The sequence below is a fragment of the Microbispora siamensis genome (assembly GCF_016863095.1).
Classification (GTDB): Bacteria; Actinomycetota; Actinomycetes; order Streptosporangiales; family Streptosporangiaceae; genus Microbispora; species Microbispora siamensis.
In genome coordinates this window covers 17,960-33,572 of sequence record NZ_BOOF01000075.1, presented here as the reverse complement: position 1 = coordinate 33,572, position 15,613 = coordinate 17,960, and the positions used below count along the sequence as shown (strand labels likewise).

Annotated in this window: 13 protein-coding genes; 6 read left to right on the top strand and 7 right to left on the bottom strand. The window is 73.2% G+C overall.

Annotated features, from left to right (window positions below; genetic code table 11):
* Positions 1-141 precede the first annotated feature (141 nt).
* The 6 genes from Msi02_RS40890 (at position 142) to Msi02_RS40865 (ending at position 6,931) form a co-directional block, all read left to right on the top strand.
* Positions 142-1,005 carry a potassium-transporting ATPase subunit C gene (locus tag Msi02_RS40890; protein WP_204053098.1) on the top strand — a complete coding sequence of 288 codons (864 nt, stop codon included), beginning with the start codon at positions 142-144 and terminating at the stop codon, positions 1,003-1,005.
* Between the two features lie 6 nt (positions 1,006-1,011).
* Positions 1,012-3,612, top strand: coding sequence for a DUF4118 domain-containing protein (locus tag Msi02_RS40885; RefSeq protein WP_204053094.1), 2,601 nt, complete (start codon positions 1,012-1,014; stop codon positions 3,610-3,612).
* Positions 3,609-4,277, top strand: a complete 669-nt coding sequence (locus Msi02_RS40880) for a response regulator (protein ID WP_079319697.1) — start codon at positions 3,609-3,611, stop codon at positions 4,275-4,277. Before Msi02_RS40885 ends, Msi02_RS40880 begins: the two co-directional genes overlap by 4 nt.
* Positions 4,278-4,405: 128 nt before the next feature.
* Entirely contained in the window at positions 4,406-4,603 is a 198-nt protein-coding gene (locus Msi02_RS40875) for a hypothetical protein (RefSeq protein WP_143737774.1), read from the top strand.
* A gap of 208 nt (positions 4,604-4,811) precedes the next feature.
* Positions 4,812-6,014: an NAD(P)/FAD-dependent oxidoreductase gene (locus Msi02_RS40870; RefSeq protein ID WP_204053093.1), complete on the top strand. Its 1,203-nt coding sequence runs from the start codon at positions 4,812-4,814 to the stop codon at positions 6,012-6,014.
* A complete protein-coding gene (locus Msi02_RS40865) occupies positions 6,014-6,931 on the top strand; it encodes an RNA polymerase sigma-70 factor (protein ID WP_204053092.1) in 918 nt (305 codons plus the stop codon). The genes Msi02_RS40870 and Msi02_RS40865 overlap by 1 nt, the downstream gene beginning before the upstream one ends.
* Before the next feature lie 57 nt (positions 6,932-6,988).
* Here the strand turns inward: Msi02_RS40865 and Msi02_RS40860 are convergent, their stop codons facing one another.
* The 7 genes from Msi02_RS40860 to Msi02_RS40830 all read right to left on the bottom strand — a co-directional run bounded on the left by Msi02_RS40860 (position 6,989) and on the right by Msi02_RS40830 (position 15,611).
* Positions 6,989-8,836, bottom strand: a complete 1,848-nt coding sequence (locus Msi02_RS40860; protein WP_204053091.1) for a right-handed parallel beta-helix repeat-containing protein — start codon at positions 8,834-8,836, stop codon at positions 6,989-6,991.
* Between the two features lie 237 nt (positions 8,837-9,073).
* Complete coding sequence (locus Msi02_RS40855) at positions 9,074-9,781, bottom strand: (2Fe-2S)-binding protein (protein ID WP_204053090.1); 708 nt, start codon at positions 9,779-9,781, stop codon at positions 9,074-9,076.
* Positions 9,782-9,797: 16 nt separating this feature from the next.
* A complete protein-coding gene (locus Msi02_RS40850) occupies positions 9,798-10,379 on the bottom strand; it encodes a GNAT family N-acetyltransferase (RefSeq protein WP_204053089.1) in 582 nt (193 codons plus the stop codon).
* The gene (locus tag Msi02_RS40845) at positions 10,369-12,642 is read right to left on the bottom strand and encodes a penicillin acylase family protein (RefSeq protein ID WP_204053088.1); all 2,274 of its coding nucleotides are present in this window, start codon (positions 12,640-12,642) and stop codon (positions 10,369-10,371) included. The genes Msi02_RS40850 and Msi02_RS40845 overlap by 11 nt, the downstream gene beginning before the upstream one ends.
* Before the next feature lie 25 nt (positions 12,643-12,667).
* On the bottom strand, positions 12,668-13,483 hold the full coding sequence (locus Msi02_RS40840) for an ABC transporter ATP-binding protein (RefSeq protein WP_204053097.1): 816 nt from the start codon (positions 13,481-13,483) through the stop codon (positions 12,668-12,670).
* Between the two features lie 50 nt (positions 13,484-13,533).
* The gene (locus Msi02_RS40835) at positions 13,534-14,529 is read right to left on the bottom strand and encodes a FecCD family ABC transporter permease (RefSeq protein WP_239109271.1); all 996 of its coding nucleotides are present in this window, start codon (positions 14,527-14,529) and stop codon (positions 13,534-13,536) included.
* 41 nt (positions 14,530-14,570) lie between these two features.
* The gene (locus tag Msi02_RS40830; RefSeq protein ID WP_204053086.1) at positions 14,571-15,611 is read right to left on the bottom strand and encodes a FecCD family ABC transporter permease; all 1,041 of its coding nucleotides are present in this window, start codon (positions 15,609-15,611) and stop codon (positions 14,571-14,573) included.
* Between the last annotated feature and the right edge of the window lie 2 nt (positions 15,612-15,613).

The following is a 15,613-nucleotide window of genomic DNA, read 5'->3' as shown; positions in this document are numbered from 1 at the left end:
CCCCTCCAGCGCGTCCACACTGCTCACCCGCAACCTGACCATCTACGGCCTCGGCGGCATCGCCGTCCCGTTCCTCGGCATCAAGCTCATCGACCTGCTCGTCCAACTCCTTCCGGGGATGTCCTGATGGCTGGGAACATGATGGAACGCCTGCCGAACACGCTCCGCCGGCACCTCGCGGCGGTCCGGGCCGTCGCCGTGCTCACGGTGATCCTGGGCGGGCTGTATCCCCTGCTGGTGACCGGCGTCGCCCAGGTCCTCCTCCCCCACAGGGCCGACGGCTCGATCCTGCGCGAGGACGGCAGGGACGTGGGCAGCGCCCTCATCGGCCAGAGCTTCACCGACCGGAACGGCCGCCCGGTGCGCGGATACTTCCAGAGCCGCCCCTCAGCGGGAGGCTACGACCCGCTCGCCTCGGGCGCGAGCAACCTCGGCCCGCAGGACGTCGTCGACCGGCTGCCCGACCCCCGGGGGACGGACCAGGCCGCGAGGAAGGGCAGGGTCTCCCTGCTCACCCAGGTGTGTGCACGCTCCAAGGCGGTCGGCGAACTGGAGGGCGTCAGCGGAGCCCGGCCGTACTGCACGGCGGACGGGGTGGGCGCGGTGCTCAAGGTCTTCCCCGCCGTCGGCACCCCCACGAGGGTGGTCAGCGTCAACCAGGCCTGCCCGGCCACGCCGTTCATCCCGGTCTACCAAGGCGTGAAGGTCGAATGCGGCAAGCCCGGACAGGACTACGCGGCGGGTCGTACGGTGCCGGTGCGCGGGAACGCCCGGGCGATCGTCCCGCCGGACGCCGTGACGGCGAGCGGCAGCGGACTCGACCCGCACATCTCCGTCGCGTACGCCGAACTGCAGGCCCCCCGGGTGACAAGGGAACGGGGGCTGGACGTGGCCAGGGTGCGGACACTGATAAAGGAGCACACGACCGGCCGAGCCCTCGGCTTCATGGGAGAGCCCGGCGTGAACGTGCTGGAGCTCAATATGGCCCTCGACAGGGAGAGGTGAACGGTCATGCCACGCGGGCGGCTGCGGATCTACCTCGGCGCGGCACCCGGGGTCGGCAAGACGTACGCCATGCTCTGCGAGGGGCACCGCCGCAGGGAACGCGGCACGGACGTCGTGGTCGGCCTGGTGGAGACCCACGGCCGCGTACGCACCGCGCAACTGCTGGAGGGACTGGAGATCGTCCCCCGCAGGACCCTGACGTACCGGGGGGCGACCTTCACCGAGCTGGACGTCGATGCGGTCATCGCCCGGCGTCCGCAGGTCGCCCTGGTCGACGAGCTGGCGCACACCAACGTGCCCGGCTCGCGCAACGCCAAGCGCTGGCAGGACATCGACGAGCTCCTCGACGCCGGGATCGACGTGATCTCGACGGTGAACATCCAGCACCTGGAGTCGGTCAACGACGTCGTCCAGCACATCACCGGCATTCCGCAGCGCGAGACCGTGCCCGACGAGGTCGTACGGCGGGCCGACCAGGTCGAGCTGGTCGACATGACCCCGGAGGCGCTGCGGCGGCGGCTCGCGCACGGCAACGTGTACATGCCGGAGAAGGTGGACGCCGCCTTGTCGAACTACTTCCGGGTCGGCAACCTGACGGCGCTGCGTGAGCTGGCCCTGCTGTGGCTCGCCGACGAGGTGGACGAGCAGCTCGACCGCTACCGCGCCGAGCACGGCATCGCCGACACGTGGGAGGCGCGCGAGCGGGTCGTCGTCGCGCTGACGGGGGGACCGGAGGGCGACACCCTCATCAGGCGGGCCGCCCGCATCGCCGACCGCACGAAGGGCGCCGATCTGCTGGCCGTCCACGTCACCCGGGCGGACGGGCTCGCCGGAGGCGACCCGGCGCTGCTGGCACGCCAGCGCGCCCTGGTGGAGAGCATGGGCGGCACCTACCACCAGGTCGTCGGCGACGACATCCCCCGCGCGCTGCTCGACTTCGCCCGCGGCGTCAACGCCACCCAGCTCGTGCTCGGCGCCTCCCGGCGCGGCCGGGTCGCCCAGATCTTCAGCAGAGGGGTGGGCGTCGAGACGACCGCCCGCTCCGGCTCGATCGACGTCCACATGATCACGCACGAGCAGGTCAAGAAGGGACGGGAGCGCCCGCAGCGGTCGCGGGCGGCGCTCACCCGGCGGCGCAGGCTGGCGGGGTGGGCCGTCGCGCTCACCGGCCTGCCGCTGCTCACCGCCGTCCTGCTCCCCTTCCGGGGCACGCTGGCGCTGCCGAGCTTCATCCTGCTGTTCCTGACCACCGTCGTGGGTGTGGCGCTGATCGGCGGCATGTGGCCGGCGATCACGGCGGCGGTCGCCGGGTCCCTGCTGCTCAACTTCTTCTTCACCCCGCCCCTGCACACCCTGACGATCGCCAACCCGGAGAACCTCTTCGCCCTGGTCGTCTTCGTGTTCGTCGCGGCGGCGGTCAGCATGATCGTGGACGTGGCGGCCCGCCGTACGAGGGAGGCGGCCCGCGCCGGAGCGGACGCGGAGATCCTGTCCGCGCTGGCCGGGCACGTGCTGCGCGGCGAGGCCGCCGTGCCCTCCCTGCTCGCGCGTACGCGGGAGACGTTCGGCCTGGTCTCGGTCACGCTGCTGGAACGGCGGCCCGAGGTCGGGCAGGGACCGGACGACCGGTCCGACCCCGCCTCCTGGCGGATCGTCGCCACCTCGGGGGGAGAGCCGTGCGCCTGCCCGGACGCCGCAGGCACCGACGTGGACATCGACGGCGACCTCGTGCTCGCCGCGCGCGGACGGCTGCTCGACGCCTCCGAGCGGCGCGTGATCGAGGCGTTCGCCGCGCAGGTGGCCGTCGCCCTGCGGCAGGAACGGCTGAAGGAGGAGGCCGAGCAGGCCAAACCGCTCGCGGAGGCCGACAGGATGCGCACCGCGCTCCTCGCGGCGGTCAGCCACGACCTGCGCACCCCGCTGGCCGCCGCGAAGGCCTCCGTGGAGAGCCTGCGCGCCACCGACGTCGAATGGTCCCCGGAAGACCGCGCGGAGCTGCTGGAGACCGCGGACGAGTCGCTGGCCAAGCTCGACCGCCTGGTGGCGAACCTGCTCGACATGAGCCGACTGCAGGCCGGGGTGCTGGGCGTGGCCGCCCAGCCGGTCGCCGTCGAGGAGATCGTGCCCCGGGCGGTCGACGACCTCGGGCCGCTCGCCGCCGAGGTGAAGATCGACATCCCGCACGACCTGCCCGAGGTCGTCGCCGACCCGGCGCTGCTGGAGCGGGTGCTCGCCAACGTCGTCGCCAATGCCGTCCGTTACACCCCCGCAGGAGAGAACGTGCTCGTCACCGCCAGCAGGTACGGCGACCGGGCCGAGATCCGGATAATCGACCGTGGGCCCGGTGTGCCGCGCGACGCGTACGACCGGATCTTCCTGCCCTTCCAGCGGCTGGGGGACCGGGACAACCACACCGGGGTCGGGCTGGGCCTGGCCCTGGCGCGCGGACTGACCGAGGCGATGGGAGGAGAGTTGACACCCGACGAGACGCCCGGGGGAGGGCTCACGATGATCGTGACCCTGCCCGTCGCCGTGCACAACCACGACGTGCCGAGGAGCCCGGTGGAGCTCGGCGGTTCTCCGGACCTCGGGGGTGCGGCCCGGTGAGCCGGATCCTCGTCGTCGACGACGAGCCGCAGATCCTGCGCGCGCTGCGGATCAACCTGGCCGCGCGCGGTTACGAGGTCGCCGTCGCGGCGGACGGCGGCTCCGCGTTGCGCGAGGCCGCGGACCGGCGTCCCGACCTGATCGTGCTGGACCTCGGGCTGCCCGACATGGACGGGGTCGAGGTCATCCACGGCGTACGCGGCTGGAGCAGCGTCCCGATCATCGTGCTGTCGGGGCGCACCGGCAACCAGGACAAGATCGACGCGCTGGACGCCGGGGCGGACGACTACGTCACCAAGCCCTTCGGAGTGGACGAGCTGCTGGCCCGGGTGCGCGCGGTGACCCGGCGCACCGGCTCACGGGAGAGCGAGCCCGCCCGCGTACGGATCGGGGAGCACGTGGTCGACCTCGCCGACAAGACCGTCTCCGGCGACGTACGGCTGACCCCGACCGAGTGGCACATCCTCGAACTCCTCGTCCGCAATCCCGGCAAGCTGATCAGCCAGCGGCAGCTGCTGAGCGAGGTGTGGGGCGCGCAGTACGTCAAGGAGACGCACTACCTGCGGCAGTACATGGCCCAGCTCCGGCGCAAGCTGGAGAGGGAGCCCGCCCACCCCGTCCATCTGATCACCGAGCCGGGGATGGGCTACCGATTCACCCCCTGACGGCCGCCCTCCGACGGCGGGCGAAGGCGCGCCTTCCCAGCCCTCCGGCACGCATGCGCGCGGCGGCGCTGAGGCCGGGCATCGCGGGCGCGGAACTGTCGGTCGGGTGCGGAAGAATCGCTGTCATCATGACCACCACCACCGCGCCGACCATCACCGCTCCGGCAGACGTGCCCACACGTCCCCTGCCGGTCGAGCTCGTCGACGGCCCGGGAGGCAGGCTCTACCTGCTCCCCTTCGCGCCGCTCACCCCGGACGACTGCGAGGCCCTGTCCGTGCTCCTCGCCGCCCGGGCCGCCGCCGTACGCCGCAACGAATCCGCGTGATCACCTGGCTGAACGGGATGTTCGGCGTGGGGAAGACCACCACGGCGGCGGAACACGGCACCTGATCCCGGGAACCCGCCCTCAGGCGTTCCGCTGGGTCGAGTTCTCCTCCTGCCGGCTGTGGCGCGCATCACATCGGGCGCATGTCACGTACGGGCGGGCCGCTTCCATCTGCTGGTCGTCAACGGTCAGACGAGGAGGCGGAACGATGAGCGCACAGCACGAAGCCGGCGTGGCGGCCACACACCGGGTGGTGATCCTGGGAGCGGGCTACGCGGGCCTGTCCGCGGCGATTCAGCTCGCGTGCCGGGTCAAGCGGAGCGAGAAGGTGCAGGTGACCCTGGTGAACGCGCAGGAGCGGTTCACCGAGCGGCTGCGGCTGCACATGACGGCGACCGGGCAGCGGCTCGCCGAGCTGAGCATCCCCGAACTGCTGGAGGGCACGGGTGCCCGCTTCGAGCGCGGGTGGGTGACGGCGGTGGACGCGGACGCGAAGACCGTGCGGATCGACGACGAACGCGTCCTGCCTTACGACACGCTGGTGTACGCGCTGGGCGGCGTGGCCGACACCGCGGCGGTCCCGGGTGTCGAGGACCACGCGTACACCCTGAACAGCGCCCAGGACGCCGAGGTGCTGGCCGACCGGCTGTCTCGGCTCGGCAGCGGCACGGTGGTGGTCGTCGGCAGCGGGCTGACCGGCGTCGAGTCGGCCGCGGAGATCGCCGAGCGGCACCCGGAGCTGAACGTCGTGCTGCTGGGCCGCAGTGAACCGGGCGCGGCCATGAACCCGAAGGCCAGGGCGTATCTGCGGGCCGCGCTCGACCGCCTGGGCGTGCAGGTCCGCAGCGGGGCCGAGGTGGTGAAGGTGCTGCCCGGCGCGGTCGAGCTGGCCGGCGGGGAGAGCGTGGCGGCCGACGCGGTCCTGTGGACGAGCGGTACGCGGGTGTCGCCGCTGGCGGCCGCCGCCGGGCTGACCGTCGACGAACACGGCCGCATCGTGACCGACGCCACGCTGCGGTCGGTGTCCCACCCCGAGGTGTACGCCGTGGGGGACGCGGCCGCGATCCGCCAGGGCTACGGCGTCATGCACGGCACCTGCCAGGGCGGCATGCCGACCGGCGTGCACGCCGCGGTGTCGATCGTCCGCGAGCTGAAGGGCAGGCGGCCCAGGCCGTTCCGCTTCGGCTACTACCACACGCCGGTCAGCCTGGGGCGGAACGACGCGGTCGTGCAGTTCACCCACCCCGACGACAGCCCCCGGCGCCTGTTTCTGACCGGCCGCATCGCGGTCCGGTACAAGGAGACGGTGACCGCTTCGCCCTGGCCCACGTGGGGCCGCATGAAGAAGATGCCCGCCTCGGGCGCGTTCTGGCCTCGCGGGGGCCGCTTCACCCGGGTGCGGGAGGCGTGATGACCCAGCTCCCCGACCTCGACCAGCAGGTGTTCGTCCAGCATCGGAACCTGCTGTTCTCGGTGGCCTACCGCATCCTCGGCAGTGCGGCCGATGCCGAGGACGCGGTCCAGGACGCCTGGATCAACTGGTCGGCGGCCGACCGCTCGCAGGTGGCCGACCCGAAGGCGTACCTGACGCGGATCGTGTCGAACGTGGCGCTGGAACGGCTGCGCTCCACGCAGCGCAAGCGTGAGGCCTATGTGGGGCCGTGGCTTCCGGAGCCCATCCTGACCAGCGGAGACACCGCCGAGGCCGTCGCGGACGCCGAGTCGGTGTCGATGGCGATGCTCGTGGTGCTAGAGACGCTGAGCCCGCTCGAACGCGCGGTGTTCGTGCTGAAGGAGGTCTTCGGCTTCAGCCACGCCGAGATCGCGGAGGCGGTCGAACGTTCAGAGGCGGCGGTGCGGCAGGCCGCGCACCGCGCTCGCGAGCACGTGCGGGCCCGGCGGCCGCGCTTCGCGACCGACCGGTCGCGGCAGCGTGAGGTCACCGAGCGGTTCTTCGCCGCCGCGACCGGCGGTGACATGAACGCCCTGATGGAGTTGCTGTCCCCGGACGTCACCCTGTGGACCGACGGCGGCGGCAAGGTCCGCCAGGCCCTGCGCCCGGTCGTGGGCGCGGCGACGGTGGCCGCCTGGTTCGCGGCCATCGGCAGCGTCGCCTACCAGGGCATCGAGCCCGCCGACATGAACGCGGAACTCGTCGAGATCAACGGCGGTCCCGGCATCGTCTTCAGCGCCCCGGGTCGCGTGATCGCCACCGTCACCTTCGATTTCGACACCGACGGCCGGATCACCACCATCCACAACGTCGCCAACCCGGACAAACTCCAGGCGGTCGCCGATGGCACCACCCGCAACCTCGGGACGCGGTGAGCACCGGTCCCCGGCGGGCGCGGCGGTGCCGGCCGCCGCGCCCGTGCTGCCGGCGGGTCAGAGGCGGGCGCCCACGTCGGCGCCGTTGCGGGGCCGCAGGAAGTCCGAAGGCGGGATGGAGCCGTCGGCTCGCCGGGGTCCGGTCAGCGTCGAGGAATCGGTGCTGACCAGGGCGGCGTCGTTCCAGGTGCCGCCGATGTCCCAGGAGTTGCCGCTGCCGTTGGCCGCGGCGCCGAGGACGGCGGCGGTGCCGTTGCCGACGGACAGGTTGCGCGTGAGGGTGGCCGCGGCGTCGGAGGCGTCGAAGCCCGTCTTGACGTTGTGCCAGGCCGTGCTGTGGTCGATCGTGATCGCGCCGGGGTTGGCGTTGTCGATGAAGCCGCCCGCGGAGTTTCCGTAGGCGATGCTGTTACGCACCACGTGCGCGGCGGGCGGATCGGTGTCGCCGCCTCCGCCCAGCTTGAAGCCGTTGCCGTCGCCCGTGTAGTCGGGCAGGCTCCAGCGGTTGTAGCCATTGCCGTACGCGACGCTGTCCTCGATCGTGATCGGCGACAGGAACTCCCAGGCGTCGAAGCCGTCGTCGGAGTTGTTCCACAGGCGGGCGCCGCGCACGACGTTCCCGGTGCCGCTGCCCTCCTTGATGCCGAGGCCGTCGGCGCTCTCGCCGTTCTTGCGCGGGTCGCGGTTGCCGTAGCTGTCCAGGTCGAGGACGAGGTTGCCGCTCGACGCGCCCTGGATCTGCACACCGGTCTCGTAGTTGTCGTGTGTGGAGAGCCGCTCGAAGACGTTGTCGTCGCAGCCGTCGCAGTACAGCGCGTACGGGCTGTTGACGATCTCCAGGTTGACCAGGCGCCAGTGGGCGGCCTCCATGTGGATCGCGCCGCGCTGGGCCCTGGGGATGCTGCCGCCGACAGGGGCGGGTGTGTTCGGCAGCGACTCGCCGTCGATGACCACGCGCTCGGTCCCGTACGCGGTCATCGTGATCGGCCTGTCGGCGGTGCCGCTTTTGAGGATCTGGATGTTCGCGGTGAGCGGATAGGTGCCGCCCCGGATCGCGATGACGGTGCCCGGCTGCGCGAGGTCGACGGCCTTCTGGATCGTGGCCAGCGGCCGGTCGAGCGTGCCCGGGTTGGTGTCGGCGCCGTTCGCCGCCACGACGAGCGTGCCGGTTCCCGGAGTGGCACTGGGCGACGGCGAGGCGGAAGGCGAGGCGGACGGAGACGGCGAACGCGACGTGGACGGCGAGGGCGAGGGCGAGGGCGAGGGGGAGCTTACGTCTCCGGCCTCGACGTCGTCGAAGGACGCGGTGGCGCCCAACGTCTGCAGGCCGATGCGGCCCTTGCCCGACTGGCTCGCCCCGGAGCCGACCGCGGTGCCGTCCACGTACCCGCGCACGGTGCCGCCGGACTCCTCGATCCTGAGCGTGTACCAGCTTCCGGGGACGACGACGAGGGGAACCGAGGCGAGCACGCTGACCGCGCCACTGCGGACCGCCTGCAGTTCGGCGCGGCCCTCGCCCGTCAGGACCAGGCGGTCGAACGTGGTGGACGAGGTCGAGCGGGCGGCCAGCCCCACGTAGGACGTGGCCCCGCTCAACGTGATCGGCCGCACCCGGGTCTGTACGGCGTAGTCGGTCCAGGCCGTCGAGCCGGCGAAGACCCGGGCCAGGTCGCTGGGCAGTTTGCTCTGGCGTAACGCGGCCGACCCGTCGGACACCACCGACCAGGTGCCGCCCGACTTGGACCAGCCGCCCGTGTCGCCGTCCTCGAAATCGTCCCCGAACAGGGTGGCGCCCAGCGCTCCCGGGGCGGTGGCGAGGGCCGTCAGCGTGGCGAGCGCTGTGACGAGCACCGTGGCGGTGATCCGGGGCAGGCGTGTTCGCCGTCTTGCCGTTGTCGATCGCATCGTGTCTCTCCCATGCGGCGGAACTTCGAGAGAGCCGGGCACACGTGCCGGCCCTCAGGTAGTCGCCATGCACGTCAGGTAGCGTCCCTGACCAATTGACCTTCCAGCGCGCATGGAAAAGCGTGAAACCCTCGGCGGGGCCACGCACTCGGAACGCTGACACAGCGGCGGCGAGGCTGTCAAGATCGGGGGAGAGGCGGCGTACCGACCGGCGCTCTCCCCGTCACGGCAGCGAGATCAGCGTACGCAGCAGGTGGAGCAGGGGTCGGCGTCCGGAAGTGTCACCCACAGGCAGCACGTGCGGCGGCGGTATCCGTCACCGTCGGGCGCGAGCAGTCCGGCCACCGGCGGCCCGATCTCGTCGAGCAGCCGGGCCGCCTCGGCGTACGACCCGAGCGTGAGCAACGGGTGGGCGAACGCCTCCGCGGTGGAGCCCCACAGGGTGCGCTCCCCCACCTTGGTCGCGGCACTGAGCGCCCTGACGAACGGATACTGGCTCTCCAGGAGCGCCTCCCTGATGGCCGCCGGGAGATCGGGGACGACGACGGTGCCCTCGGTCCCGGCCAGCGGGTCGCCGGGAAGCACGGCCACGGTCACCCGGGACGCCGCCACCGTCACCCCGGCCGCGGACGGCTTGACCAGCGTGTCCTCCAGGCGCATCAGCGGCACCCTGCGGCCGAGAGCCCAGCCCAGGGCCAGCGGCATCGTGTGCCAGTAGCCGTAGGTCTTCCACAGCAGCGCCGCAGCCACGTGACGCGGCGCGCTCCAGCGTTCGGCCGTCTCGTCCACCAGCGCGAGCAGACCCTCGTACGGCTCCCGCACGAGGTCGGCGGCGGGGAACCAGCCGGGGGAGTCGTCGGCGACCAGCCCGGGCAGGACTCCCAGCACGCCGCCCCGCTCCGCCGCGAGGCCTTCCAGATGGTCGGAAAGGGCGTCGAGCAGCACTCCGCACTCCTTGGTGTCAGCGGTGGTCTCTGGTGAGGAAGAGCAGCCGGGCCCGCTTGTCCGGCAGGTCGATCTCGGGTCCGAGGGTGAAGCCGGTCCGCAGCATCCGGTCGATCACCTTGTCGTTGCGGGTGTCCGGCTCGGCCACGATCCGGGTGTGGCGCGGGTCGGAGAACGCGTACGCGAGGAGCACGGACAACAGGGCGGGGGTGAAGCCGCGCTCGCCCTCCCCCGTCGCCGGCCCGAGGAGCAGGTGGACGCCGAAGTCGCCCGGCCGGACGTCGTAGCACTCCCCGACCGGGTCGGCCTCGGGCTCGTACGTCTGGAAGAGGGCCACCGGCCGGTCGTCGCGGTGGACGAGATAGGCGTGGTGGGTGGTGAGGCCGTCGAGGTAGTCGTAGATCTCCAAGACCCGTTCGCGGCTCGCGTCGAGCATGCCCCAGAACCGGGCCCGCTCCTCGGTGACCCAGGAGTGGATCAGGTCCACATCGGCCTGCGGGTCCACCGGCACGATGCGGAAGGCGCCGAATCCCTCGACCACCTGCTCCCACACGGCCTCGCGCCGTGCGGGGGCCGTGGTGTGTGCGTCAGGGGTCATGTCGCTCCTCCGTCAATCGGTTCCAGTCCGTGATCACCGGCGCGAGTTCGCCGCGCAGCCACAGCGGGTGCTGGTCACGCCAATGGGGGTCGCCGGGCACGCCGCTCGCGCCGAACGGGACGATCCACAGGCTCCCGTCGCGCCGCGCGAGGTCCCACACGTAGCGCGCCGCCGGGCCCCGGGCGCAGTGATGGGTGACGCCCGGCACGCTCGACGTGGACAGCACGCAGTCGTGGTCGCCCGGCAGGCCCGCCCTCGACGGCACGCCGCCGTCCACAGGGGGCGGGATCGCCGGGGACGGCAGCGCCCGCCAGGGGGCGAGCCGGTGCAGGTCGCCCCAGCGGACCCCGGTCGTCTCACCGCCTGCCGCCACGTCCTCCAGCGCCGCCCGGACCAGTTCCACGATGGCGGCCCGGTCCAATCCGGGCAGCAGGCCGGTCGTCAGCAGGCTCTCCAGGGCGTACGCGACACGGGGAGTCAGCGCGAGCCACGGCCGGAAGACCTCGGGAACCCCGGCGTCCAGTCCGGCCAGGGACGCCAGGGCGGGGTGGGCCGCCAGGCGCCGCACCACCTCGGCCCGGACCACCGCGTACGCCGCCGCGTCGGTGCTGCCCGCGTCCATGCGGCGGTCCCAGGCCAGTAGCCGGTCCCGCAGGCGTACGGCCTCGGGGGTGAGCCCGTCCAGCCCGGCCAGCAGGTCGAGGAGAGGGCCCGCGCTCGGCAGCAGGGTGTCGGTGTGGACGGCCGCCATGTCCCCGGCCGACCAGCGCGGCGAGGCACCGAGCAGGCGCCTGATCCGGTCGGCGCGGTAGGGCGGGGCGAACTCGACGCCGAACGGCGCGGCGATCCCCCGCTCGTTGGCCATGACCGTGATGCCGCCGACCTCGCGGCGGGGCGTCGGCGCGTGCCGGTCGCCCCACCCGTGGCCGGGCGCCCAGGCGGGCACGACCCGCAGCGCGTTGTCCGGGTGGCGGACGGGCACCACCCCGGCGACCCGGTGCAGCAGGCCGCCGCCGGTGTCCGCGGCGAGCACGACGTTGACGGGCTCGGCCCAGCGGTCGAGCGCCCGGTCCACGTCGGCCACGGTCTTCGCGCGCAGCAGCGCCGGCAGCGCCGCGAACCCCAGGTCACGCCGCACGCGCGGCGGATACCGCAGGCTCACCGCCTCCCACACGCGGTGGTCGGTCTCCCGCTCGCGGTCGTGGCCGGTCTCCCCCCGGACGCGGGCGTCCGCCATGACGATCGGGCCGCGCTCGGTCTCGACGACCTCGACCTCGACCGGGGTCTCCCCCGCCACCTCGACGACCTCGACGTGGGCTTCGCAGGGGCGCCAGCCGTCCGGTCCGAGCGCCTCGATGCGGCCGTCCCCGCGCCGGAGCCGTTCGCGGTAGAGGTCCTGGTTGTCGGCCATGGCGTTGGTGATCGCCCAGGCGACCGAGCCGGCGTGCCCGAAGTGGGCGATGCCCGGAACGCCCGGCACGGCCAGCCCCACCACGTCGAACTCGGGACAGGCCAGGCGGATCTGCTGATAGAAGCCGGGGTCCTCGATGAACCGGTGGGGATCGCCCGCGATCAGGGCCGCGCCGGTGGCGGTGCGATCACCGGGAACCAGCCAGCCGTTGCTCCCGCCGGTGCCCGGCCCGTCGGCCGCGAACAGCGCGACGGCCTCGGGGCCCAGCCGGTCGGCCACCGCCTCGCGCCACAGCTTGGCCGGGAAGTGCGCGAAGAGGATGTGGTGGGACAGCCAGATCGCCAGCGGCGTCCACGGCTCCCATCGGCCCGGCGCGAGCCCGCGAGCGCCCGGTCCTGTCGCTGCGAGCCCTGCCGCGTCGGACCCTGTGACGGGCCCTGTGACGGGCCCTGTGACGGGCCCTGCCGCCTCTCGCGGTTCTCGCGGAGTCGCTTCCATCGCGGCGAACTCCGGTGCGCGGCGGGCTCCCTCGGGCAGTCCGGCGTTGACGCCGTCCATGTAGGCGCTCACCCAGCGCGCCGTGTCGCCGTCCAGGGCGTGCAGGCAGCGCTCGGCGGTGTCCGCGAGCCGGGCCTGCCGGGCGAAGCGGTCCCATGGGACGGCGTCCGGCCCGAGGATCTCCGCCGACGTGCCGGTGGCCCGGCGCCGCTCGACCTCGATCTGCCAGGCCCGGTCGAGGGCGGTGACCCGTCCCTGGGCGAAGGCCAGTTCGTACGGATCGCCCGCGCGTAGGTGGGGGATGCCCCAGGCGTCCCGGTACACCCTGCCGGCCGTCTCCGACACCCTGTTCACGACACCGTCTCCGATGGAATCCCCATCACCGTGTGGCCGATTCCGTACGGCGGCGGGCGGCGGGAACGACCAGGGGAGTGCCCGTCTCCGGGTCGTCGATCACCCGGCAGGGCAGCCGGAAGACCTCCTCCACCAGGTCGGCGGTCATGACCTCCCCGGGCGCCCCGGCGGCCACGACCCGGCCGTCGCGCATCGCGATCAGATGGGTGGCGTAGCGGGCGGCGTGGTTGAGGTCGTGGAGCACCGCCACAAGCGTGCGTCCGCGCTCCTCGTGCAGGCGGGCGCACAGGTCGAGGACCTCGATCTGGTGGGCGATGTCCAGGTAGGTCGTCGGCTCGTCCAGGAGCAGCAGCGGCGTCTCCTGCGCCAGCGCCATCGCGATCCACACGCGCTGGCGCTGCCCCCCGGACAGCTCGTCGACCATGCGTCCGGCCAGGTCGGCTACCCCGGTGGCCTCCATCGACTCGCGCACCACCCGCTCGTCGTCCGCCGACCACTGGCGCAGCAGCCGCTGGTGGGGATAGCGCCCCCGGCCGACCAGTTCGGCGACCGTGATGCCGTCCGGCGCGACGGACGTCTGGGGCAGCAGGCCGAGGGTCCTGGCGACCTTCCTGGCGGGCAGGGAGGTGATGTCCCGCCCGTCGAGCAGCACGGTCCCGGCGGCGGGCCGGAGCGTGCGCGCCAATGCGCGCAGCAGCGTGGACTTGCCGCAGGCGTTGGGCCCGATGATCACGGTGAAGGACCGGCCGGGGATGGTCACGTCGAGGTTCTCGGCGACGACCCTCTTGTCGTAAGAGAGCGTCAGCGCGCTGCCGCTCAGGCGCGGCCCGTCGTCGTGCATGCCCGCCACTCCGTTCCCGTGCCCGCTGATTCCGTGCTCGATCGTCTGGGTCATATCCGTCCCGCCTTCCGCTGGGCGGCGAGCAGCCAGACGAGGTAGCCGCCGCCGAGCACCCCCGTCACCACCCCGACGGGCAGCTGGTGGCCCGCGAACAGCCGCTGCGCGGCCAGGTCGGCGCCCGTCAGCAGCGCCGCGCCCGTGCACGTCGCGGCGAGCAGGTTCGGCCCGGGCGCCCGGGTCATCCGCCTGGCCAGGTGCGGGGCGGTGAGCGCGACGAACGACACCGGCCCTGCGGCCGCCGCCGCCAGGGAGGTGAGCAGCACGGCCGCACCCAGCAGGACCAGCCGCAGGCCCTGCACCCGTACGCCGAGGCCCCGCGCCAGGTCGTCGCCCATCTCCGTGATCGCCAGCGGGCGGGCGCAGCCGAGCAGCACCACCGGCGCCAGCACCGCCATCGCGACGAGCAGCGGGAGGACGTCCTCCCAGCCGCGCCCGTCCAGGCTGCCGGTGAGCCACAGCATGGCCCGCGCAGCCTCCATCAGCCGTCCCCGGGTCAGCAGGTAGCCGTTGACGCCGGTGAGGATCGCGGTGGCGCCGATGCCCACCAGCACGAGGCGGTGCCCGTGCAGGCCGCCGCGCCAGGCCAGCGCGTAGATGACCGCTCCGGTGACGACCCCGCCGAGCACCGCGCCGCCCGCGAGTGCCGCGCTGCCGCCTCCCGTGACGACCACGAGGAGCGCCCCGGCCGCCGAGCCCTGGGTGAACCCCAGCAGGTCCGGGCTGCCCAGCGGGTTGCGTACGAGCGACTGGAAGACCGCGCCGGCCAGCGCGAGGGCGGCGCCCACGAGCAGCGCGGTGACCACGCGGGGCAGCCGAAGCTCGTGCACGATGAAGTCCTCGGCCGGGCTGCCGCCGCCCAGGACGGTGCGTACGACGTCGGAGGGGCTCATCGGATAGTCGCCGCCGCCGACCGCGAGCACGCCGAAGACGAGCGCGAGCAGCAGGCAGCCGGCTCCCACGGCGACGGCCCTGAGCCGCGGGGTCATGCCACCGGCGATCCTTCGGACGGGCATGGGCCCTACTGCACTCATGCGCGGACCTTCCTTCGCACGAAGTACAGGAACAGCGGGCCGCCCAGCACCGCCGTGACGATGCCCGCCTGCAGTTCGCCGGGCCTGGCCACCAGCCGCCCGAGCACGTCGGCGCCGAGCAGCAGCACGGGCGCGAGCAGCGCGCAGCAGGGGAGCATCCAGCGCTGGTCGGGGCCGGTCAGCGCGCGGACGAGGTGCGGCACCATGAGCCCGACGAAGACGATGGGCCCGCAGGCCGCCGTCGCCGCCCCGCACAGCAGCGTCACCGCCACGATGGCGCCCGCGCGCACCCGGGCGGGGTGCGCGCCGAGCGAGCGCGCCGAGTCGTCGCCGAGCGCGAGCGCGTTGAGCGGCCTGGCCAGGGCCAGAGCCAGCAGCAGGCCCGCCGCGATGAACGGCGTCATCATGGCCGCCGTCTCGCCCTGCGCGCTCGCCAGTGAGCCGACCGTCCAGAAGCGCATGGTCTCCAGCGAGGCCGAGTCGAGCAGCATCGTCCCGTTCACGTACGAGTAGAGCGCCGCGTTGATGGCGGCTCCCGCGAGCGCCAGCCGCGCCGGGGTGGCCGCCCGCCCGCCGCCCACGGCGTACACCAGCACGGACACGGCCGCCGCCCCGGCGAGGGCGAACCAGACGTAGCCCTGGAACGACGCCACGCCCAGCAGTCCGGCGGCCGTGGCCACCGCCGCCGAGGCGCCCGCGTTGATCCCCAGCAGGCCGGGGTCGGCCAGCGGGTTGCGGGTCAGCGCCTGCATGACGCCGCCCGCGACCCCCAGCGCGACTCCGGCGAGCAGCCCGAGGAGGGTGCGCGGCAGCCGCATCTGGTGGACGACCGTGTAGGCGGCCGAGTCGGCGTCGAAAAGCCCGTGCCAGACCTCGGCCGGGGAGCGCTGCCGGGCGCCGAGCCCGAGGCTGAGCACGAGGACGACGGCCAGCGCGATCGCCGAGCCCAGCAGCGCCGCGGCGCGCCGGGCGTTCTGCGCGCGTTTTCGCGGCACCGGCGCAGGCGCGCTGATCTGCGAGGACTCTGTGACGACCACGA